Origin of the sequence: Salinimonas chungwhensis DSM 16280 (assembly GCF_000378185.1) — a bacterium.
Lineage (GTDB): Bacteria > Pseudomonadota > Gammaproteobacteria > Enterobacterales > Alteromonadaceae > Alteromonas > Alteromonas chungwhensis.
In genome coordinates this window covers 197,460-220,958 of record NZ_KB899380.1, presented here as the reverse complement: position 1 = coordinate 220,958, position 23,499 = coordinate 197,460, and the positions used below count along the sequence as shown (strand labels likewise).

21 protein-coding genes and 1 tRNA gene are annotated in these 23,499 nt (G+C 44.6%); 18 read left to right on the top strand and 4 right to left on the bottom strand.

The features are described from left to right. The 12 genes from F458_RS0110540 to F458_RS21200 all read left to right on the top strand — a co-directional run. A partial coding sequence (locus tag F458_RS0110540) for an IS30 family transposase (protein WP_018983386.1) occupies positions 1-259 on the top strand: 259 nt, incomplete at its 5' end. Positions 260-480: 221 nt separating this feature from the next. Next, positions 481-1,536 carry a DUF4365 domain-containing protein gene (locus F458_RS0110535; RefSeq protein WP_018983385.1) on the top strand — a complete coding sequence of 352 codons (1,056 nt, stop codon included), beginning with the start codon at positions 481-483 and terminating at the stop codon, positions 1,534-1,536. Between the two features lie 357 nt (positions 1,537-1,893). Next, positions 1,894-3,180, top strand: coding sequence for a tyrosine-type recombinase/integrase (locus F458_RS0110530; RefSeq protein ID WP_018983384.1), 1,287 nt, complete (start codon positions 1,894-1,896; stop codon positions 3,178-3,180). A 49-nt stretch (positions 3,181-3,229) separates the two neighbouring features. Then, entirely contained in the window at positions 3,230-3,829 is a 600-nt protein-coding gene (locus F458_RS0110525; protein ID WP_018983383.1) for a GIY-YIG nuclease family protein, read from the top strand. Positions 3,830-3,883: 54 nt separating this feature from the next. After that, a complete protein-coding gene (locus F458_RS0110520; RefSeq protein WP_018983382.1) occupies positions 3,884-4,390 on the top strand; it encodes a hypothetical protein in 507 nt (168 codons plus the stop codon). 242 nt (positions 4,391-4,632) lie between these two features. Further along, the gene (locus F458_RS0110515) at positions 4,633-5,289 is read left to right on the top strand and encodes a hypothetical protein (protein WP_018983381.1); all 657 of its coding nucleotides are present in this window, start codon (positions 4,633-4,635) and stop codon (positions 5,287-5,289) included. Between the two features lie 5 nt (positions 5,290-5,294). Continuing rightward, the gene (locus tag F458_RS0110510; protein ID WP_018983380.1) at positions 5,295-6,284 is read left to right on the top strand and encodes a hypothetical protein; all 990 of its coding nucleotides are present in this window, start codon (positions 5,295-5,297) and stop codon (positions 6,282-6,284) included. A gap of 152 nt (positions 6,285-6,436) precedes the next feature. Next, positions 6,437-7,354, top strand: coding sequence for a tyrosine-type recombinase/integrase (locus F458_RS0110505; RefSeq protein WP_018983379.1), 918 nt, complete (start codon positions 6,437-6,439; stop codon positions 7,352-7,354). Continuing rightward, on the top strand, positions 7,347-9,371 hold the full coding sequence (locus F458_RS0110500; protein WP_018983378.1) for an AAA family ATPase: 2,025 nt from the start codon (positions 7,347-7,349) through the stop codon (positions 9,369-9,371). Before F458_RS0110505 ends, F458_RS0110500 begins: the two co-directional genes overlap by 8 nt. Positions 9,372-9,389: 18 nt before the next feature. Continuing rightward, on the top strand, positions 9,390-9,857 hold the full coding sequence (locus F458_RS0110495; RefSeq protein WP_018983377.1) for a DUF6641 family protein: 468 nt from the start codon (positions 9,390-9,392) through the stop codon (positions 9,855-9,857). A 97-nt stretch (positions 9,858-9,954) separates the two neighbouring features. Further along, a complete protein-coding gene (locus F458_RS0110490) occupies positions 9,955-10,365 on the top strand; it encodes a DUF2787 family protein (RefSeq protein ID WP_018983376.1) in 411 nt (136 codons plus the stop codon). A gap of 68 nt (positions 10,366-10,433) precedes the next feature. After that, the gene (locus tag F458_RS21200; protein ID WP_018983375.1) at positions 10,434-10,664 is read left to right on the top strand and encodes a ribonuclease H1 domain-containing protein; all 231 of its coding nucleotides are present in this window, start codon (positions 10,434-10,436) and stop codon (positions 10,662-10,664) included. Positions 10,665-10,716: 52 nt separating this feature from the next. On the opposite strand, the gene F458_RS0110480 is transcribed toward F458_RS21200, so the two are convergent. Continuing rightward, positions 10,717-11,475 carry a DUF2034 domain-containing protein gene (locus F458_RS0110480; RefSeq protein WP_018983374.1) on the bottom strand — a complete coding sequence of 253 codons (759 nt, stop codon included), beginning with the start codon at positions 11,473-11,475 and terminating at the stop codon, positions 10,717-10,719. A gap of 214 nt (positions 11,476-11,689) precedes the next feature. Between F458_RS0110480 and F458_RS0110475 the strand changes: the two genes are divergently transcribed. Both F458_RS0110475 and F458_RS0110470 read left to right on the top strand, forming a co-directional pair. Next, a complete protein-coding gene (locus tag F458_RS0110475; RefSeq protein ID WP_018983373.1) occupies positions 11,690-12,394 on the top strand; it encodes a hypothetical protein in 705 nt (234 codons plus the stop codon). Then, entirely contained in the window at positions 12,387-14,702 is a 2,316-nt protein-coding gene (locus tag F458_RS0110470) for a DEAD/DEAH box helicase (RefSeq protein ID WP_018983372.1), read from the top strand. The genes F458_RS0110475 and F458_RS0110470 overlap by 8 nt, the downstream gene beginning before the upstream one ends. A gap of 91 nt (positions 14,703-14,793) precedes the next feature. Here the strand turns inward: F458_RS0110470 and F458_RS0110465 are convergent. Then, positions 14,794-14,878: transfer RNA gene (locus tag F458_RS0110465), tRNA-Leu, on the bottom strand. Between the two features lie 484 nt (positions 14,879-15,362). Here F458_RS0110465 and F458_RS0110455 point away from each other — a divergent pair. Further along, positions 15,363-15,842, top strand: a complete 480-nt coding sequence (locus F458_RS0110455; protein ID WP_026294623.1) for an RDD family protein — start codon at positions 15,363-15,365, stop codon at positions 15,840-15,842. Positions 15,843-16,283: 441 nt separating this feature from the next. On the opposite strand, the gene lptG is transcribed toward F458_RS0110455, so the two are convergent. Both lptG and lptF read right to left on the bottom strand, forming a co-directional pair. After that, positions 16,284-17,345, bottom strand: a complete 1,062-nt coding sequence (gene lptG, locus F458_RS0110450) for an LPS export ABC transporter permease LptG (protein WP_018983369.1) — start codon at positions 17,343-17,345, stop codon at positions 16,284-16,286. Continuing rightward, a complete protein-coding gene (gene lptF, locus F458_RS0110445) occupies positions 17,345-18,445 on the bottom strand; it encodes an LPS export ABC transporter permease LptF (protein ID WP_018983368.1) in 1,101 nt (366 codons plus the stop codon). The genes lptG and lptF overlap by 1 nt, the downstream gene beginning before the upstream one ends. 268 nt (positions 18,446-18,713) lie before the next feature. On the opposite strand from lptF, the gene pepA reads away from it, so the two are divergent. Genes pepA through F458_RS0110430 form a run of 3 tightly spaced genes read left to right on the top strand, consistent with a single transcriptional unit; the run spans position 18,714 to position 23,434 of the window. After that, a complete protein-coding gene (gene pepA, locus F458_RS0110440) occupies positions 18,714-20,219 on the top strand; it encodes a leucyl aminopeptidase (RefSeq protein WP_018983367.1) in 1,506 nt (501 codons plus the stop codon). Positions 20,220-20,225: 6 nt separating this feature from the next. Next, a complete protein-coding gene (locus F458_RS0110435) occupies positions 20,226-20,654 on the top strand; it encodes a DNA polymerase III subunit chi (protein WP_018983366.1) in 429 nt (142 codons plus the stop codon). An 8-nt stretch (positions 20,655-20,662) separates the two neighbouring features. Beyond that, positions 20,663-23,434 (top strand): valine--tRNA ligase, encoded by a 2,772-nt coding sequence (locus F458_RS0110430; RefSeq protein ID WP_018983365.1) that lies wholly within the window; start codon positions 20,663-20,665, stop codon positions 23,432-23,434. The last annotated feature ends 65 nt before the right edge of the window (positions 23,435-23,499 follow it).

Below are 23,499 nucleotides of genomic sequence, written 5' to 3'. Positions count from 1 at the left end.
ATTCTGTGACCATGAGCTGGTCGCAGAAAAGCTTAGAACTGATATCTATTTCGCAAACCCGTATTCATCCTGGGAACGCGGATTGAATGAAAACTTCAACGGTTTGCTGCGCCAGTACATCAAGAAAGGCACCGATTTACGGACGATAACAGATAGGCAAATTAATGAGGTTGAACGTGCATTAAATGCCAGACCGAGAAAGTGTCTCGGCTTCAGGCAGCCAGTTACGGTATTCAATGAATTACGCAAAGCTGCCTAAATTAGCGAGTGGTGCACTTCGGAGTTGAATTCGCGCTAAGCGTTGGGCTGAGTTTTTAATTAGGCAGCTAAGAAATAGAGATGAGCTTGCAAGAGTGCGTAGACAAGCCATCTAGCAATTTATTCAGAAGGTCGAAAAACGCTTGGCATGTTTCTTTCGTCACTAATTTTTTTCAATCATTTATGAGCCGAATAATAAGGCGTAAAATTTTGTGAGACATCATGGGAACTACCAAACTGAAAAGCTCGGCAATGGCTAAGAGAGGGGTTAATTATGTTCGAAACATAATTGAGTCATCAAACAGTATCTTTCACGAAGTGCATCAAGAAAATGATTACGGTAACGATGCTTTCATTGAACTAGTAGATGAGACAGACGTTAAGGGTGTTACCGTTGCATTGCAAATAAAGTCTGGAAAATCATTCTGCACCAAGAATTCTTGTTCGATCCCCGCCTCTAAGCGGCACTTTGACTACTGGCATACGCATTCCTTACCCGTTCTAGGTATCGTCTATGATCCTGATGAGGATACTGCTTATTGGGCAAATATAAAATATCACATTGGTTCTGGTATAGACGCTATAAACAATGGACCTTACACTATAAAGTTCAATAAAACGGAATTTTCAAGTTTTACGGCTGATAATTTCGAAAAGATTTTCAAGCCCTTGCATTTGAATAAAGAAATCAAATTATCATTTGAGGAATCACTTAAGTTTTCTGAATCAAAAGACCATACAGAGCACTGCTTAGGCTTAAGCTCACTGGCTAGGCGTCACGCTCAATCTGAAGGTTCTTGGGTAAAGATATTCAATATTTTCAAACAATGGGACGTTGATGAGTTAGATCCTAGCATCTTGTACTATATGGCGCACGTTCCTGGGCACCCTGATATATTTTGGCGTAACGGACATAGTATACCAACCAGCGTGAGGAAAAACTTGCGCCCATTTATAGCATCTATGTCAGAAAGCGATATTATCAAAATGTTGAGCTTGTTAGATGAAGAAGACTGCTTTGAGCGCGGTTCATTAGGCCAAAGTGCTGAATCCCTTATTGCGTTGATTTACGAAAAAGAGCAAAAGCTCCTCGGTGTAATTGAAAATAAAGAATTAACGACTCATACACGTGACTCAGCTGTGATTCTTTATGCGCACTATTTGCAGGAAAGGGCTATTGGTATGTTGAAACCGCTATGTGCAAAGTACCCAGAATTAACTTGGGCTAAAGAGATGGTCATACAGTTGGAGCAGGAAGGCTACGTGTACCTTTACTAAAAAATCTAACAATCGCATCAAGTCGTTCGCAGGCTCGCAGGGACATCTAAACCACGCGGCGGTTTTTAAACTTGTTTAGAGTAAATAACTAACCGCAGCGTAGTTTTGCTGCTCCTCATGATTCGTTGAACGAAAAATTCATCTATAAGCGCCCCGCGCCCCATATTCTTAGTTATCAACGTCCGCATTTGGCTGTAAGTTCAATCGATGGACGCAACACACTAGTTAAATCTCTAAGCTGGCTTTAACAGTTATTAACGTTACCTATCGTTATAGCTGGGAAAATAGATAGATATTTTCATTTAGCCGTTTATACTCGTCGTAAGCGCAGTATTTATTCTTTGCAAGCGGACGGCTATGGCAACACAAATCGCACGACATAATGTAGATGACTCTCTCTACGTATTTCTCCAAGACAACAGCAAAAAGTGGTATGCACGCTTTCAGCTATTTGGGACTTGGTATTGCAAGTCAACCAAGCAAGTAGATAAAGACGAAGCTATCGCGGCAGCTCGGCTGCTGCGTATGGAATGGAAGATAAAGGCCGAAACCGGAACGCTGACAAAGAGTAAGCGGTTTCGAGATGTCGCGAACCTTGCGATTACCAATATGGAACATGCGTTGTTGCACGGCGGCGGTAAGGTTAGCTTTAAAGATTACATCGGCGCTTTGAAGCGCTATCACATCCCATTCTTCGACAGAACCTATGTCACATCAATAGACCAGCAAAAGATAAAAGAGTTTGAAATCTGGCGGATCAAGAAAGCCGGTCGGCTACTCAACAAATCAACACTACTTAATCACAATGCTGCATTGCAGATGGTCTTTAAGGAAGCCGTCGAAAAGCAATGGATGTTAGCAGTACAGGTTCCGGTGCTCAGTGCCACAGGAGAGCAGGGCGCAAGAAGAGCGGCTTTCACGCGTGAAGAATATGAGCAGGTATTAGAAACCATAGAGTCGATGCGTGATAACAGCCGAAAAGACAAGACTCGCCAAATTCGTGAACTGTTATTGGATTATGCGGAAGTTGTTGTCAATACAGGTATTCGGCCCGGCACTGAGATGGAAGAACTGACCTGGGGTGACATTGAGATGACACGCCAAGACCATCAAGTCATCTTTAAAATCAAAGTCCGCAAGGGCAAGACGACAAAGCATACCGGTACAAGAACGGTCGTGTGTAAAGACGATATCGTCTATCCGCTCATGGAGCTGAGAGATCGCTTTCCAAATCGAAAGCCCAATGACAAACTGTTCCGACTTGCCGATGGTAATACCACACGAGAGTTGGGACGAACGTTCAGCGCTGCACTTGATGAATGTGAATTAAGAAGTAGTTCTGACGGTCCGAGATCCCTTTACTCATTACGGCATACATACATTACATGGCAATTGCTCAGCCGACACTTGCGCATTGATGTACTTGCAAGACAATGCGGAACGAGTACAGCCATGATAGAGCAGCACTATAGCCACGTTGTTCCAAGCATGTTTGAAGAAGAACTCTCTGGCGTGACCTTCGACAAACAGGCCGCTCAGAAAAAAAGTAAACGAGCGTTAGCTCGTGAGCGAAAAACTAAGGATGTATTAGCCAAACGCTTTTCAGAGTGGGAAGCTGAGTACAGTAAGCGAGGTTGTATATAAGCTAATTAATGTTTTTATTAGATTTAGCAAAAATTGAAAAGGGACTCTCATGGCCGGATATATTTATCATACTAGACCTCAAAGTAACTCTCGATTTTGTAAGGTAGGCCTGACGAAACGCGACTCGCCAGAGCATAGAGTCAGAGAAATTAATAGAATTCATTACGGAGGCTTTTCCGACTGGATTCTCGTATCTCATGTGATAGTAAAAAGTCCTGAGTTGGCTGAAAAAGAAATTCATTTATCGTTGTCAGAAAAGAGATTCAAGATAGGTCCTGAACAAGAAGTTTTTCTTGTTCCTACCGAAGATGTTGAAACATTGTTGCAAAGCTACCAAAGTATCACTTACGAGGAGCACTTAAAGGATGTTCAAAGTCTTAGGAGTATGTTCCTTGATGAAAAAGAAAAGTATGAATCTGAAATTCTACTATTGACGAAAATCAATTATGCAAAATCGACAGAGGTGGAGGTGTTGGTAAGTGAAATTTCTGAACTGAAAAAGGAACGAATTGCTTATCAGAATAGAGTAAAAACGTTAGAAGAGGAGGCCTACGAGCGTTCTGAGAGCGCCTACTCTCGTAGAAAGATAAGAAAGCTTAAAAAGATGCTAGAACAATACCAGCAAAAGTATGGTGAGTGGGAGTGTTAACTACGAACTTTATAAGTTTTAATATTTGAGCCGTGTAAGGAAAAAAGGAAGTTAATGAACAACTCGATTTTATCTGAAGAGCTATTGGGCTGTACACAAAAGCTGTGTAGTTGGGCTAACGCAATAAAGCGTGTAAATGAGCCTAAGAAAAAGAAATCCACTGACGGAAGGTATGACGTTACAATTAAAGAAGTAGAAAAATCATGGCTGAATAAGCTCGCCCTGAGTGTTTCTATTTACCTCTTGAGCAAACTTGAATCCGATGCATTTGATTACACGCATATTAGTATGAGGTATGACTCCTTAAGCTCTTTTGCGGTGGATTTCGACGAGTTTATGGGTGAGACATGTGTTTACACAAGCGACAATCGGCTGAAGGAAGCATTAGAAATGCTCTGCGAGATCGGCTTTATTGAAACACGTAGAGATGACTCTAACCAAAACGAGAGAGATAACTACGGTTACGGAAATAAAGACGTGTGGGTAATTACTGTTCTGTTGGATACTTTCGATTTCCCTACAACAGTAGAAACACACAACTTCTCTAATAAGCACATTTAACAGCAGTTAATTAACTGTCACATAATATACCAGCAACTGTGAGCTCACAGTTATCATAGTAATAAGTATGCATTGAAGTGAAATCTTGCGGTGCACTGTTCTTTCCTACATCAATCAAAAAATCACAAGCGTTGCAGTTTTTCCTGATGTCAGGAAAAACTCAGCTGTGAGAAGTACTTTCGGTAGATTTTGGCCTGAAGCGAAGGCATCAGCGCCTTCGCAAGTCCAAAAGGAATCGAAAAATGCATAAAGTTAAATGCCCTAAATTTGGTGAGGCTGTCACTGAGAAGAATCTGAAAGTTTTAGTGAAATCTATAAAAAAAAGTAGTAAGGCGCTTACAGCAAATATAACAAAAATATATGTTGCGAAAGCATGGGAACTGAAAGGATTTACAAGCTTTAAGCAATTCGCAGCTGAATTTTTTCCAGAGCATAACTACGACGGACTGCTGAACCGAGCTAGGTGTGGGAAAGTTATGTTAACGATAGGTGGTCCAAGCATGGTTGGATACTACTCATTAAATAGCATGTCACCACTGTTGAAACTCACGAAAGAAGAGCAGCGCAAAGTCTTCGATAGCTTATGTCATGATGGCCAGAAACCAGCCCCTTGGTTGACAAAAGAAATGGTAATGGAAAAGCTTCAGTCTGTTTTTCCAGAAGATTCTGAAGCAACGAAGGCGTCCGAAGACAGTGAGTTAAGAAAAGAATTTACAAAACTAATTAAAAATGTTCCAGAAGGAGTTCATTTTAAACAGCACTTAGTAGAGGTTTTAGCAGACTTTCTTCCAGAAGAAAGTCTCAAGGGTGCATGCAAGGTTATCGCAAGAAAAGCAGGGTTAACCATTACATTTATAAAGGTGGGTTCGGATAGTCATAAAACCAAGAGAAAAGGATAGTGATTATGAGTGAGCTTATTCTTGACGCCAACTTTGACAGATTATGTATGACATCCGTGGTCGATGAAATTAGTTACCAAAAGTACTCAGAGAACATAAATAATATTTCGTATCTCCTGGCTGCCAAAAACAACATAAAGATGAAAAGAGTTGGGTGGCAGAGCGAGAGATATCTTAATAATATTAGATTACCGCTATTAAGTCGTTTTATTTTCGGTGAGAGGAACCCAGAAACCCCGCACCTACTAGTCCAAGTGTCAGAGAAGCACTGCAGGTTTGAGTTTAAAGGTCACCCTCTGAATTATAAACATTATTTGTGCGCTAGACAGTGGATTGCAATTATCACTGGCGAACACATATCAAAGTGTTTTGATCCAAAGCGTATGACCGTGACTGCAACTGATATAGCGATCGACCTTAAAGCGGCCATATCATCCCTTACAGTAGATCAGAGGCGTAGTCAGAAATCAGGAGCCTTTTATAATAGAGCCGGTGGCTTAGAGACGCTATATACAGGCATGTCACGATCATCTAAAAGAACAGTTCTTTATGATCGAAGTGCAAAGGCTTTAGATGCAGGGTTGACCCCTTACGACAAAATGATTACTCGAGTTGAAATAAGGTTGAAAAATAGAATGAAGCTCGACAGTTTTATGGAGTCGGTAGATTTGAATAAAATTTATGGGTCGATCTACCTTTATAGCCTTGATGAAATTGTCGAAAGTGAAATGCTTCCGGAAACCTACCTATCATTAATAAAAACTATTGGCATTAAACCCATCTTACAGTCAATGAATGATTCGGAACGTCGAAGGTTCCGCAAAAAGATTGAGCCATTTGAAGTAGATATATTAAGTTGTAAGGAGATAGAAGTAGCTCTTCGGACTGCGATAAATAACATCAGCTATTTATTTGAGGGGTCACAGCTTATAAAATCCAGGTATAGGGACTTAAAAAAACAATTCAAAAAAGAGTATGGTTTTACTCGTTTGTAAATACTGAAGAGTCGAGGTTTTATTTGCCTCGACTCTACAACGACGGTACAAAATCACCGTATATCTGCTCAATACCCGCTGCTATTGTGTCTATAGCTTATTCAAGCAACCCACGCAGATCTTTCATATAACGTCATAATCGGAACAAACACATGGATACAGCATGTCCTTACACGCTGTACTTAGGGCGACTTGCGCCCAACAGTCAGCGCTCCATTGCGTCACAACTGAATAGCATTGCAGAACTTCTGAATTGGCCTGAACAGGGTAGGGCACATCTATTTTCTGCTATCGATTATCAACAGGCCAGCCACATTCAAGCGTTACTGCTTAAGAAAGGCTGGTCGGCGCGTTCAATCAACAGAGCCATGGCCGCGATACGCAATATCGTAAAGATAGCGGTGATGTCTGGTAAAGCACCTGAAATGCAGGCGCTACAACTGCAATCAATATCAAAGGTGAAACATGGCAGTCACCGTGGTACGCCATTGTCAGTCATTCAGGTCGAAAAGCTCTTTGATACATTGGGTCAAAATGAATCGCTTATTGGCATTCGTGATAGTACCATTTTCTCGGTGTTATTGGGCACTGGACTAAGGCGTAGTGAGCTGGTTGCACTAGCGTATGCTGACTATTCACCAGAGAACAAGACGCTATTCATCCGTCAGAGTAAAGGTAACAAAAGCCGAATTGTATATATGCCTGATTGGGTGAAGCAGGCTGTCAGTCAATGGCTCATAATCAGAGGTACAGGGCGAGGCCCATTATTCGTGCGTATCGCCAGAGGCGGCCATATTCAACTGGAAAGTCCACTTTCAACCAGTTTCATCTACTCACTGGTACGAAAGACATTGGCTTCCATTGGTGTAGAAGGCATATCTCCACATGACTTGCGCCGGACTTTTATTACCCGCCTTCTTGAGCAAAATGTTGATTTAAACACTGCTCGTCAGATGGCAGGCCATGCGGATGTGTCTACTACCGTGGTGTATGACAAACGCCATGAGAAAGTGATGAAGGCTGCTGCGGCCAACCTTGCTTATGATAGCCATGGTGACAAGCATGAATAGGTTTCGAGAACGATATAAGCTCAATTATCTCGCGTGTTCATGGGCAAAAAGGCTACTTGGGTATATAGATAAGCCCGACAGCGACCTGCTGGATGCTACCACGCTTTGCGCTATTACCGGACAACGTCAATTAAGTGGTAAGCAGCTAAAAGTAAACTCTAAGCGCAGTGCAGTTAAATTGCTTTCTATCACTGACAAGCGCCCAGCAACTACACAGCTTTGCATTACCAATTGCCAGTTCATCGAGAGCGAGCTTGCACTAGCGAAGAACGCGGCACTTATTATTGAATATGTTGTTGTCGCGCACGCTAATCCTGCTTTTCTCCAATTCTCAGACTTGTTGGTCGGGCAGTTACATTACGCACAAGTGAGTACGCTATTACAAGATATATGCAACCTTACCTCGGACGATTACGAGCGTACGCTCAAGCAACTTACCAGAGCTGGCATATTACGAAAGCCTAATCTGAATGTACTGTTTGGTGATGAACTGCCGGACTATCTGTTACATAGCCTGCTCACGCAGAAAGTTGAAAACAAACAGCAACTCATCGCACCGTTACTGCATAGAAGCCAAACTGCACAATTCAACTTAAGCGCATTTCCACAAGTTGATGGGTTCCGCATAAGTAACTATCTCAAATCAGCCGTAAAACAAGGACTCACAGGCACGAATGTATTGCTATATGGTGAATCCGGCACCGGCAAAACAGAGCTTGCTCGTACGTTGGCCAAAGAGCTCGGGTATGTACTTTACGAGGTTCGGTCGACGGCACTAAATGAAGCAAAAAGTACCGACGACTTTGAGACCAAGTATCCAGATAAGGAGCGGCTACGCTACCTATCTATGATCAGTAACTTGCTATCAAGCGGCTCAAGGTCACTGCTACTGATTGATGAATGCGAAACGATTTTTGAACATGCATGCTACCAGTACAGCAAAGAGCACCTTCAGCGCTTAATAGAAGATAATTATATTCCGTGTATTTGGATAACCAATCACATTGATTATCTGGAGCCCAGCTTTATCCGGCGTTTCAAGCTTATCACTGAAGTACCACGACCAACGCCGGAAGATATCGCCGCCATTTGCAAGCCACACTTCAAAGGTTTGTCATTGTCATCGGACTTTAAACGAACGGTAACGCGCGTGAACAACGTTTCGCCTGCCGTAATAGCAAATGCTGCACATGTAGCTAAAACCCTGAATACAGCGCATACCGAAGCGGAGAACGTAATATACGAAACCGTTGAGGCAACACTGCGTGCAGCCGGACAGTGGGAAAGCAAACCTCAGTACCAGCATGCGCTACAATTTGATAGTTCACTCTTTAATATCAAACAATCGAAAAGCTACCTCGATGACATCCAGCATGCGTTAGATAATGATACTTCAGTACGTGTGTTGCTGTCTGGGCCACCTGGTACAGGCAAAACAGCGTTTGTACATCACCTGGCTGAACAACATCACCGTGAGCTTTTTCACGTAAAAGCATCGGATGTGCTTAGCAAATGGGTGGGCGAGAGTGAGCAGAACATTGCCGCCATATTTGAAGAAGCACACACCGACGAAAAGATGATCCTTTTAGACGAGGTAGATAGTTTACTCACTAACCGTGAGTCGTTAAATGCTCATCATGAGCTGCAATTAGTAAATGAACTACTCACTCAGATTGAGTCGTGCGCACAACCGGTATTTGCTGCAACCAATCTTGAAAGCCGGCTGGACCACGCCGTGCTCAGGCGCTTCGACTTTAAACTCCAATGTACTTATCTAACGTTCGACCAAGTACTTCAGCTGTACAAGCAATCACTAGGCATCAAGACGATTAAAAAAGCTGAGCAACAGGCATTGGCTGAGCTAACCCAACTAACACCCGGCGACTTTGCCATTCTGGCAAGACGCAAACATTTTAGAACAAAACAAAATCACAGACTTTCTGCCATGACCCTGTTGGCAGAAGAAAACCAACGCAAGCAAACCAAACCCCAAATGGGCTTTATTCGCCCGAACTAACCTAACGAGGTAAACAACATGACTACATCAGTATTGAGTTCGCTCAAGGTCACCGCTCGTCCAAAACTTGAGTCCAAACCGCCCGTTATCGGCAAACGCATGAAGCTCATCGAGAAGTTGGAGCAGCAGCAGGAGATGGCAACATGCATGATCGAAAGACGGCCTTTCGAGGCCTATCGCGAGAAAGTAGTAAAAGATCCAGAAACTGGTGAGCGCAAAAAAGAGCGCCGTCAAATCACGGTTCGGCCTTGGTACTACGACAGTGATGGTCACTTTTACTTAGAGGTTAAGGTCAACAACAAGCCGATAGAGTTTGATACCGGCAAGCCTGCAATCGATGTCGGTGAAGCCAGTAAGATCCCTGAGACAATCGCAACAGTGATTCAGGCGGTTGAAAAAGGGGAGCTTGATACGTATCTGCTCGCTCCGGCCAATGGTACGAAAAAGTCCGCTAGCCAGAAACAACCTGCCAAACCCAAAAGCTAAAACGCAACTCCATCAGTCCGCCCTTTCAGCAATGTTTACATAAATTAGCAATCCACGCTGTCAGGGCGTTTTATTTCAAAATTTCTACGGTATATTTATGGATATTAACTATAAGGACTTGGCGCTGCCAGTATCTAAGCGTTTAACTGCGGCTCTGACTGAAGAGCTAGGCGATACGTCAGTGTCTACATCAGCAATCACACTTAACTTCCGCGATCCAAGTTACTCAGCCGAAACAGGCGGCTTTCATCCAGTCGAAATCCGACTGGAAAGGAAAGGTGATGCATTCGATATCATCTATATCACAGACTTTGCTTATATCGGTATTGGGCCGTTCGCTGAGCTCGTCAAAGAGTTGGATTTCGACTTTCAGGGTGGAGTTTTTCAAAATCTACACGGTATATTCCCAATTGAGACTGGGTACGACATCTACCGGATATGGGAAGGCAACTTTTTGCATTACTGGCGTGAGCTATCAGCATTTCAGGTATCAGTTAGTGAAGAGTAGGGCCAGATAAATCAAAACTGTAAACCGGTTGATAGGCGCAATGAGGCGCCTATCAATTGGAGGTTTATATGAACGTTGTAAATAAAAGCCCTTGGTATGTAGTTTTTGTTGGTGCCTGTCCGGGCATTTATTGCAGTTACAAGGAAGCATCAAGGTACACGCAAGGATATCCCAAACAGGAAATCAGAAAGTATAAAACAAAGCAGACTGCTGAAGCAGAATTCAATAAACGAAGCCGAAGTGATTACGATCCCAAAAAAGAATTTAAGTGGAGTTATCAAAGACCTGTAAGGCGTTAGTTAGGCTTTATCGTTATCGCTCATAGTAGCCGATGGGCACTGTGTCCATCGGCTACTCGCTATAACGGCACTTTGGAAAACTGGAACAACCTAAGAAAGTATTCCCTGCATTGATACCACGTTTCGCTTGTCGTTCAACAAGCTCACTACCACACCTTGGACAGATGGTCTGCTTTGTCGCTTCTACTTTGGGGGCCGTTTGCACATCATGGATAAGGGAAAGTAGTCCGTTGCCGTCAACGAGTAGCATTGGCTTGTCAGATGCGAAGTCGATTGCCTGCTGGGTGTACCGGCCTGAAGTAATAACAATAACCTTATCTGCATTACTTGCCGAGAGCACGCCGAACATCTCACGTATCACGTTCACGCCTACTTTTTGGGCTTTCCACTGTTTACATTGTACGAGCACCCATTCATCGTTTTTTCTCAATTCTAAGTCGATGCCACCGTCCGCACCGAACCCGCCTTCTGCCACTCGATAACCTTGTCTGCGATATGCTTCAGCGACTAGCTCTTCAAAATTGCGCCAGTGGAGTTGTCGAATGGTATCAATACTCTTTTGAGTATCTAGTTGCTTGGCCTTGCGTCGTGAATTGAAAAACGAAAAAGGCGCGATGAGGAGTATGAAAAATGCAAAATAAGGCGCAGGAACAGCAAGCGCCTTAAACACCATGTTAATAAGCTGGTTTTCTGTTTCGATAGCGGGCAGTAAATGGCCCATCACAAAATAGGTGATCGCTGCCGCCACGACGGAAACCCACCATGGCGCTTGCAATAGAAGATCGGCAAAAGAAGTGTTTCTCCTTGGCATAATCAAACATCCATGTTGAATAATCTCGAAATAGTAACTCAGACAATGTCTTGATTGGGTATTTATTCCAATCGTGTAGTATTGTCTTATGTTCTAGTATTTTGTCTCGACCAAAGGAGACCACCTACATCTTTCAGCGCAGGAGAGTCATACTGGACTTTACAGAGAAGCTGCAAGACTTGGTGAATACGGTTTATGGTGGTGTGTAATATAAATGGAATTAATTCAATTGGACGTTATGGATATGTCCGAACTTTCCCAAGCCTCCGAAGGCAAAATCTACTCCTTGGCCATCTGTATATCAAATATAGAGGAAAGGGTGAAAGAGATGTACAACACCGTTACCGATACTAGTTGGTTAAAGCCATTGGATATTGTTGATGAGCTAACTTATTCAGCTCGCTCTCAACCAACTATTGATAAAGTCGTTAATGAAATTCTTAACAACGTTCAAAGCGAACTCTCCGAAGAGTTTGGCGAATATATGATCTCAGATACGGCTCTTTCGACGCTACATGAATACTTAAAACACTTCCGTCTTCCTCTCGCTGAGTTAATAAAAGAAAAGATTTCTGGTAATCCCGGCTTTGATTTCCATTCAGAAGCAACGGAGGCGGTGATCACTTTCGGTGAGGCTAAGTATAGTGGAGTTGGCAATGCACACGGAAGAGCATTAAAACAAATAAATGAATTCATCCTGGCTAAGAAGGATACTCAAGAACTAAGTGACTTGAGAAACTTCGTGTCCGAAACAGCAATACAAAATGCTACCAAAGGCATAAGATCTTACTGTGCTGCGTTTTCAGTCGTATCTGATGAGCCACTGAAGATAATGCAAAACGCATTGAATTCAGTTCACCTGAATGACCTTCTTCAGTTTGAAGCTATCTACCTTATAGGGGTTAAAGTAAATGCTTGAGCAGATAGAAAACGGTGAAGGTATACGCGAGATACTTTCTGACGCAATCAAGGAATTCCATACAAAAGGTCCTATAAACCTAGCAGTCTTGGAAGTCATCAGTTTAATCAAAGTGATTCACCCAGAAACATTCTCGGAGTATGAAGAAAAGCTAATAAGTGTTATGGGCTTATTTTACAAGCAAGTGGAACCTAGCTCAGTATTAGAAGCAATATATAAAGACTTAGGCGATGCAATAGAGCAGAAATTCGGGCGAACCTTCACACCAATGCAGGCAACTGCTTACAAAGCAATTCATGAGAAGCACTTCTATTCATTCTCAGCGCCTACAAGTACTGGAAAGTCATACCTATTTCGCGAACTTGTTAAAGACTATGATAAAGATATTGTAATTGTAGTTCCCTCGCGAGCATTAATCGCTGAGTTCTACTCAGTAGTTATTGACTTGGTGCAAAACGATGTTTTGGTACTTCAGTTCATTGAAAATATAAATCAGCATAATACGTCACGGCGAATCTTTATTATCACACCGGAAAGAGGGATAGAAATATTCAAGTATGGTAGTGATTTTGATGTGGGAATGTTCCTTTTTGACGAAGCTCAAATATCTGAAGAGCCTGTTAGGGGGTTGTCATTCGATGCTTTTGTAAGGCGAACAGAAAGAGAATTCCCTAACGCTACAAAGGTATTTGCTCACCCTTTTGTCTCTAACCCCAAAGCACAATTTATTAAACACGGTTTCGTAGAAAACTATCAAGCAGACAGCTTTAAGCAAAGCAACGTTGGTAAGATTTTTGTTACTTTGGAAGAAGATGGAAGTTTTAAAGTATTCTCACCGTACACTGATACAGACGAAATAAAGTTAGATAATGATATAATTTCTTCCACGCTCGACAGCAATGGAACCGTTCTAATTTACTCGTCGAAAGCAAAAATCTTTGATGGTAGACATATTGAAGAGTATGGACAATACATTGAACAGTGTCCGCCGATCGACGAGCCAGAAGCTTTAAAATTTGTTTCTATGCTCGAAAAATATATAGGTTCGTCAGAGACGCAGCTTGGTAAGCAATCTTCTTTTATTCAGTTAATGAAAAGAGGTGTCGTAGTCCATCATGGCTCAATGCCGCTAAAAGCAAGGCTCTTGATTGAAAACTTTGTGCGCAACGGGTACGCAAAACTTTGCTTTGCAACATCGACTTTAAATCAGGGTATTAACATGCCTTTTGATTGTGTGCTTATAGATAACTTCGTCTACATGAATGAACTGACACTTAAGAATTTGATCGGTAGATCAGGAAGAAGTACAGATCTTTCTAAATTTGATTTTGGGTACACTATTGTTCGTAGAGAGAACGTGAAAACTTTCTCAAGTCGGTTATCTTCTGATGTCGTAATTAGCGAAACGTCAAAACTGGACGATGATATCAAGAATATTCCTGAAGATTTCACGGACTTGGTAGAAGCTGTAAAAACAGATACGTTTAATGATGACCTTCATTTGACCAACTCTCAAGTTGAGCGTATTCGAGCGGCTAATTTGAGAACGCAAATCAAATTCGTTCTAGATAAACTCATTGATGGTGAGAAAGCCATAACTGGAAACCAATATTATGCGCTGGGAGATCCCGTTAGACGGCAAGTTAAAGATAAATTAAAGACGATATACTGCTCGCATCTAAGACGCAGCAAGCTCTTGTCCGGTGAACAAGCTGTGCTTAGTGCCGCAATACCTCTTCTATTGTGGAAAGTACAAGGCAAGTCGTTTAGTGAAACCTTGTCGCTACGTCACTCTTATCTAACGCAGCGGGATGAGAGACGAAAGCTTGCGCGGAAACTTCGAGAAAATGAAGTAGAGCAAAGTGAATACAATAAAAAATTGAAAAGGCTAAAGATAAAGTATTCCGCACAAGCAGAGAAGCTGCCCAATTCGAGATTAACTAAATCTTATCCGCTTTTTCCAGGAAGTATGTCTGTCAGAAATTTTGATTATGACCGCTTGGTTTACGACACATACGATTACTTAGATAAGGTTATCAGTCTATCACTAGCTGATCCCATATGTGCGGCGTTAGCAGTTTACTATGAAGAGACTGGAGATGAGCGGTCCAAGGTTCTTAGCAATTATCTTCGATTTGGAACTAATGATGAAACCGAAATTTGGTTATTAAAATATGGTTTCGATCCCGAGGATGTTGAATGGATAGCAACCATTGTTGCCCACGTAGATGAGAATGGCATTGTATTTATAGATGATCTTTCAGGATTGACGGACGAGCAGAATCTAATAATTAAAAGGTACGTCTAACCGCTAATGTATAGCCAGTATGCGGGACATAAAAACAAAAAACCGACTTGCGTCGGCTGATTGTGGCTCTTTTCTATGAACTAGAAAAGAGTGGTACCAGTGGGCGGACTTGAACCGCCACGCCCGAAGGCAACGGATTTTGAATCCGTCATGTCTACCAATTCCATCACACTGGCATCTAGCTTTACTATTTGCGTAGTCTAAAAACTTTGCAAATCTTTGCAAGCGTATTTTTGCTTGTTTTAGTCAAAAGATGCTTACCTTTCAATGACTTTGCCGTTGTGGTTGGCTAGACGCATTCATTTTTGAATCCGTCATGTCTACCAATTCCATCACACTGGCATTATCGACGGGTGCCGTCGATGTGATGAGCATTATAGCGATGTACCTGTGACACTCAAGCTTTTTTTGCTTAAGCTGCACTCTTTGATTAATTGGTGTGCAATTCATTCTATGCCAGTGGCAATTGTAGCAAGCTTTATGCGATTAAGCTTTATGCACAGTGATTCGAACCACTACAACCATAACCACTTAGCTAAGTTTTTGTTGAGAGTATTTTAAGTTATGTCATCCTATAGCGGTGCAAAACAGGGATAAACTTTGAAAAAAACATTGCGTAAAAAACATCAGTCTGGCAGCTCTTCAAACACCGCTCAGCAGATGCCCCGGGCGGGCTTTTTCCGGCGCTTGCTTGCCATGATATACGATGCACTTGTAGCAACAGCCGTAGGCATGTGTGCCGCCATTGTGTTGGTGGTGACATTCGTTGTTTTACTAAAAAATGGTATGCTGAGTTTGCAGGGCTACCAAGAGCCTGCTGATCTCATTCAGGCATCTTTGACATATCGGCTAATCATTCAGATTTGGGTAGGCGCCTGGGTGGTCGGCTTTTTTCTGTGGTTCTGGCGTAAAGGCGGGCAAACGCTGGGAATGCGAGCCTGGCGATTACGGATATTTAGCACCGTTGAAGAGCCGGTTACCTGGGGGCGATTATTTATCCGTCTGGTTGCTTCTTTGGGTGGCCTGGGAACATTGCTGGTGCTTTTTGACATAAAACACAAGCAGTCTCTGCAGGATCGGCTCGCCAGAACAGAAGTTCTCAAACTTACTAAAGAAGCGAATCATCACAAAAATTGGTAAGGCTTTGGGGCGGGGCTTAGGCGTGGTGTTTATAGCGCTCCCCACAGATCTTTAAAAAGGGCGTTTCGATGTCTTCACGTTTTTTGTGCTTATTATCTGTACCTGAATGCTAAGCTTAAGCAATATTATCAGCCATGAGGCTTATTAGTGATAATCTTTGTTAGCTGCCTCGTAACAATACATACCTTAACTAATGTGTGCCAGGCCATTAGCCGGTAGAAAAGTATGCCTTTGCGCTAGTAGAAAAGCAGACAATAGCACTTCAAAAACAACCTAAAAAGGCCATCAACATTATCTGGTCGTTGCTATCCAGCGGGACTGAGAAAATCACTTTATTTTCTTTCCGACCCGGTTCAAAAAGGCCTGCGTGAGTAGCACGCGTATTAAACCTGTCTGACTGCCGAGAGCAGCAGGCCCGGATAGTTGTGTCACTGACCGGCGTTACCTGCGCAAGAGCAGCGTTGCAATTAAAGCAAACAATGCGCTGGGTAGCAGGGCGCCCAGAAAGGGTGGTAGCTGATACACCAGACTGAGTGGCCCGAATACCTCGTTGGTAATGAAGAATCCAAAGCCAGTCAGTACCCCCATGATCACCCGCGCGCCCATGGTGACACTCCGAAGAGGACCAAAAATGAATGATAACGCGGTGAGCAGCATGACACTTACCGAAATCGGTTGTAGTACCTTACGCCAGAAGGCCAGTTGGTAGCGGCTACTGTCCTGGTTATTATTATCCAGATATTGAATGTAATCACTTAGGCCTCTGATAGATAACGCTTCGGGCTTAATTGCTACAATACCCAGCTTGTCAGGGGTGAGGGTTGAATCCCAGCGTTGCCGCTCAAGAGAATCCTTCGACACATTGGTATCGGTAAAGCGAGTTAATGTGACACCTGACAAGAACCAGGCATTGCCTTCATAGTACCCCTTCTCAGCGAACGTAATATCCTCGAGCTTTAGCGCATCATCAAAATTGTATATGGTGATATCGTTCAGTTGTTCCCGGGTCACGACCTGGCCGATACTGACAAAATGCTCGCCATCTTTAGCCCAGACTAACTCGTCCGACGAAAACAAAGAGCCGCCGGAAATAGCCTCTGTGCGCACTTCTTTGGCCTTTGATTCAGCATAAGGCGTCACCCATTCGCCCACTGCCATGACTGCTAAGATCATTACTACAGCAGATTTCATTGCAGAGTTGATAATATTCCACCGGCTCAGACCAGAGGCCTGCATCACCACCAGTTCGCTATTGCTGGCCAGTACACCCATGCCTACCAGCCCACCTAACAAAGTCGCCATCGGAAAGAACAATTCTAATTCTCGGGGCAGACTAAGCACCACGTAAACAGCGGCAAGAACGACATCATAATCGCCTTCACCAAGCTTGCGCAGCTGTTCAACAAATTTAATCAGAGCACTCAGGCCAATTAACACCGAAAGCGTGATACCAATGGTACTTAACAGGGTTCTGGCGATGTAAAGATCAAGAATTTTGAACATCACTTTTTCCTTAACAGCCAGGCACGGAACTCGGTACCGGTTTTTCTATCCCGAAAAATCAGACCAATTCCAATGATCAGCATGATGCCATGGACCCACCACAGACCGAGCTGAATCGGCAGTTTGCCATCAGCCAGCACTCTGCGACTTGCCAGCAGTAATAAAAAATACCCAAGATACAACAAAATAGCCGGTAGCATTTTGCCAAAGCGCCCCTGGCGCGGATCGACAGCAGCTAATGGCACTGCAATCAGTGTTAAGAAGGGAATCGATAATGGAATCGCTATGCGCCACTGCAATTCAGCCCGAGCTTCAATAGAATTATCGTCCCACAGTTCGGTGGTGGGCAGTACGCTAACCTTGCGGCGTGGCTGTTCTGCAGGCTCATCTGCAATCTGAATCTGATACTCATCAAATTCAACTTTGCGATAATTCAGGGCGGCCTGCGTGCCTTCGTATTGCACGCCCTCCTGTAGGACAAGGCTGCGCGTACCGTCTTCATTATTTTGAATGTACCCTTCATCGGCATAAACGACCCGTACGCCGGTGTCGGTATCATCCGGCTGATTCTGGGATAAAAATACCCGGTCGAGACGATCATTTGGCGCAATATCGTGCACAAAAATAACTGCTTTTTCATTACCGGTCTGTTGAAAACGCCCCGGAATTAATGCGGAAATACCCGCCTCATTGCGGGCTTTTTCCTGCAGCAGATATTCACTTTCAGCCGCAGAGGGGGCCAGGTACAGAGTAATAAAACCTGTGAGACACATAATAAACAGAGACAGAAACAGCATGACCCGGGCGATGTACCATTCACTGATACCGCAGGCCCGCATAATTGTCATTTCGCTGTCTACATAAAATCTGCCATGGGCAAGCATGATCCCAAGATACGCACTGATAGGGAGCACCAGGGAGGCCAGGATTGGGGCATAAAGGCCGAGAAAACCCAGTACCAGCCCCGCCGGGATATCACCGTCTGATGCGTCACCTAAAACACGAACAAAGCGTAAGGTGATAAAAATCGCCATCAGGATGAGAAATATCGCCAACTGAGATTTCAGGGTTTCCTTAATCAGGTAGCGAAATATGAGCATGTCTGACCTATTGGAATAATTGGATTTATAGTGAAAAAGTGCACAATTTTGAGTAAACTAACCGTTTTTACAAGTTTCGCCAGTATTTGTGTTACCGGTTTGCATGGATTTTGACCATAATGATGGTACACAAAGCAATAACAGCCACTTTGCGTCATCGGTGATAACCATGCAAGTTTGGCTGCATATTAAAACATAAATACGGCGCAAATCGTTATGTTAATTTGTATTTGTGCAAACACATCATGGATAAAAGCGAGGTATCATCGTGGAATTTAGTGTAAAAAGTGGTAGCCCTGAAAAACAACGCAGCGCGTGTATCGTGGTCGGGGTATTTGAGCCACGACGTCTGACAGCGGTGGCTGAGCAACTGGATGAAATCAGTGATGGCTACATCAGCAATTTGTTGCGCCGCGGCGATCTTGAAGGCAAAGCCGGTCAGATGTTGCTGCTTCATCATGTTCCTAATGTGCTTAGCGAGCGTGTGTTGCTGGTCGGGTGCGGCAAGGAACGCGAGCTGGATGAGCGGCAGTACAAACAAATCATTGCAAAAACAATCACAACACTGAACGAAACCGGTTCAATGGAAGCGGTCTGCTTTTTGACAGAATTACACGTGAAAGGTCGTGATACTTACTGGAAAGTGCGCCAAGCGGTGGAAGCCACGCAAGATTCTCTTTATACCTTCCTTCATTTGAAAACCAAAAAAGGTGAGCCGCGCCGGCCACTTCGCAAAATCGTATTTAATGTACCTACACGCCGCGAACTGACTGTAGGCGAGCGCGCTGTTGACCATGGTCTGGCAATTAGCGCGGGCGCGAAAACCACCCGCGACGTGGCAAATATGCCGCCCAATATTTGCAATCCGGCTTACTTATGGGACCAGGCTAAAAAGCTGGCCACGGACTACGAATCGGTATCGGCAGAAGTGGTGGATGAAGCCCAGATGGCCGAGCTTGGCATGCAGGCATACCTGGCTGTGGGGCGTGGTTCTGCTAACGAGTCAATGATGAGCATTATCCATCACCGCGGCGGGCCGGCTGACCAGGCGCCGATTGTTTTGGTTGGTAAAGGTCTGACCTTTGATTCTGGCGGCATTTCTATCAAGCCAGGCGAGTCCATGGATGAAATGAAATATGACATGGGTGGTGCAGCAGGGGTGTTGGGGACCATGCATACCGTGGCTGAACTGAACCTGCCGATCAATGTTATCGGTGTGTTGGCCGGCTGCGAGAATATGCCAGATGCTAATGCCTATCGTCCGGGTGATATTCTGACCACGATGTCAGGACAAACTGTAGAAGTGCTTAATACCGATGCTGAAGGCCGCTTAGTGCTGTGCGATGCGTTAACCTACGTAGAACGTTTTGAACCGGAACTGGTAATTGATATTGCAACGCTTACCGGTGCCTGCATTGTGGCCCTGGGAAGCCATGCTTCGGCAGTAATGAGTCAGCACAATCCACTGGCCCATGAGCTTATCAATGCTTCAGAGCAAAGCTCAGATCGAGCGTGGCGTTTGCCACTATGGGATGAATATCAGGAACTGCTGGAAAGTCCGTTTGCTGATATGACTAATCTGGGAGGCCGGGCAGCCGGCTCTATCACTGCCGGATGTTTCTTGTCGCGCTTTACCAAAAAGTACACATGGGCCCACATGGATATTGCCGGTACAGCATGGCGCAGTGGCAAAAATAAAGGCGCCACCGGGCGTCCGGTTCCAATGCTGACGCAGTTTCTGATGAATCGCGCTGGTATCAACGACGAGGACTAAAGCGGCATGCCGCAAGTCACATTTTATCAATTGCCGGAACGCGCAGAGGCAGGTCCTGAACTGGCCTGCTCTCTCATTGCCGATGCCCACGCTGCAAAGCAGCGTGTGGTGGTGTTGTGTCAGACAAAATCACAGGCAGAGTCGCTGGATGACTTACTGTGGCAGTTACCGGCAAAACGCTTTGTTCCCCATAATATGAGTGGTGAGGGCCCGCCTTCAGGTACACCGGTTGAAATATGTTGGTCACCTGAACAGCTTGGCCGTCGCTCACTTCTGGTTAACTTGAGCAACACCATGCCAGACGCCATTCAGCAATATCAACGAATCATTGATTTTGTGCCCAGCGCAGAAGACGCTAAAAAAGCGGCACGAATTCGCTACAAGCAATTTCAGCAGGCTGGCTGCCAGATGCAGTTCCAGTCCGCACAATCTTGAGAGAAAGCATGGATAAAACCTTCGAACCCCAATCCATTGAGCAGCAGTGTTATCAAAAATGGGAAGCCTCCGGTATGTTCAAAGCATCCGGGGAGGGAGACCCGTACTGTATTTTGCTACCGCCACCCAATGTGACCGGAAGTCTGCATATGGGGCACGGCTTTCAGCAAACCATTATGGATGTACTGACGCGCTATCATCGCATGAAAGGCGATAATACCCTATGGCAGGTCGGAACCGATCACGCCGGTATTGCGACACAGATGGTAGTAGAGCGTCAGTTAAATGCCGAAGGCAAAAACAGACATGACCTGGGCCGCGAAGATTTTGTAAAAAAGATCTGGGAATGGAAGGCGCAAAGCGGCGGTACTATCACACAGCAGATGCGCCGTATGGGCACATCGCCTGACTGGGATCGTGAAGTATTTACCATGGATGACAACCTGTCGGAAGCGGTTACTGAAGTCTTTGTGAAGCTGCATGAAGAAGGCCTGATTTATCGCGGCAAACGGCTGGTCAACTGGGATCCGGTATTGCACACGGCAGTGTCAGATTTAGAAGTGCTTAACGAAGAAGAAGCGGGCCATATGTGGCATATGCGCTACCCGCTGGCCGACGGTAGTGGTGATCTGGTGGTGGCCACCACACGCCCTGAAACGATGCTTGGTGACAGTGCTGTCGCTGTTCATCCGGAAGATGAGCGCTACGCTGGCATGGTTGGTAAGCAAATTAAGCTGCCTATCACTGGCCGTCTGATCCCCATTATAGCGGATGATTATGTTGACCCTGAATTCGGAACAGGTTGTGTAAAAATCACGCCGGCGCATGATTTCAACGACTATGAGATGGGAAAACGTCACGATTTACCCATGATTAATGTGCTGACCGCCGATGCAAAAATCAATGATGAGGCGCCTGAAGCCTATCGCGGCATGGACCGCTTTGAGGCGCGTAAAAAGATTGTCGCCGACTTAGATAGCCAGAGACTACTGGTAAAAATTGATGACCATAAGCTGAAAGTGCCCAGAGGCGATCGGACGGGAGCGGTCATTGAGCCGTTTTTGACTGACCAGTGGTATGTGGCGGTAGAGTCATTGGCAAAACCGGCTATCGACGCGGTGGAATCCGGAGATATACGGTTTGTGCCGGAAAACTGGAATAAAACATATTACCAGTGGATGCATAACATTCAGGATTGGTGTATTTCCCGCCAGCTGTGGTGGGGACATCGCATCCCGGCCTGGTATGACAATGACGGCAATATCTTTGTAGGTCGCAATGAGGCCGAAGTACGTAAAACCCATAAGCTCGATGACACGGTGGTGCTAACCCAAGACGAAGATGTTCTGGATACCTGGTTTTCCTCAGCGTTATGGCCATTTGCAACGTTGGGCTGGCCGGAAAAAACCGAAGAGCTGGAAACATTTCTGCCGTCTTCAGTCCTGGTGACCGGTTTTGATATTATCTTTTTCTGGGTTGCCAGAATGATAATGATGACCAAAAAATTCACCGGGAAAATACCGTTTAAGGATATTTATATCACCGGTCTGATTCGTGATGAAAGCGGCGATAAAATGTCCAAGTCGAAAGGGAACGTGCTCGACCCTATCGATCTTATTGATGGTATAGATATCGAGGCACTGGTTAATAAACGTACCTCAGGCATGATGCAGCCCCAGCTGGCCGAAAAAATTGCCAAACGAACCCGTCAACAGTTCCCCGACGGTATTCAGGCCTACGGTACGGATGCACTGCGCTTCACATTTGCAGCGATGGCATCTACCAGCCGTGACATCAATTTTGATATGGGCCGGGTAGAGGGATACCGCAATTTTTGTAATAAAATCTGGAATGCTTCGCGCTTTGTGTTGATGAATACTGAAGGCGAAGATACCGGGCGTGATGGCGGTGAGATGACGTTGAGTCTGGCTGACCACTGGATTCTGGCTAAATTTCAGCAAACCTTACAGGAATTTGAGCAGGCCCTGGCGGATTATCGCTTTGATATTGCAGCGCAAACCGCATACGAATTCACCTGGAATCAGTTTTGCGACTGGTACCTTGAGTTGACTAAGCCGGTATTAAATAACGAGGAAAGTACCGAGGCGCAGCGCCGTGGTACACGCCACACTCTGATCAATATGCTGGAAAGCATATTGCGTTTGCTGCACCCGTTCATGCCATTTATTACTGAAGAAATCTGGCAGAAAGTGGTTCCGCTGAGTGCGATCCGCGGTGATACACAAAGTATTATGCTGCAGCCGTTTCCTGCGCAGGATACCGCGCAGCAGAACGAACAGGTATTAGCGGATGTTGAGTGGGTAAAACGCTTTATTGTAGGCATTCGTAATATCCGTGGAGAGATGGATATTTCGCCCAACAAGCCGCTGGATGCAATGCTGCGTAATGTGTCAGAGCAAGACAGTATTCGTATCGATAAAGCCAGAGTCTTTATCGACCGTCTGGCGCGGCTGGATTCAATTACCGTTTTAGCCAATGGGGAGCAGGCACCTGCAAGTGCGACAGCTATTGTGGGCGACATGGAAATTCTTATTCCTATGGCAGGTCTCATTGATAAAGAGGCAGAACTAGCCAGGCTCACCAAAGCTATCGAAAAAACGGAAAAGGATTTTTCCCGGGTGCAGGGAAAACTGGCCAATGAAAAGTTTGTCAGCAACGCGCCGGAAGCTGTGATTGAGAAAGAACGCAGTAAACTGGAGGAGGCTGAAAAGCAGCTGGCCAAACTGAAAGAACAGTTTGCTACGATTAACGCGCTCTAGTCTTATACTGACAACAAAAGCCCCGCGGATGAAACTGTCCGCGGGGCTTTTTTATACCTGAAAAC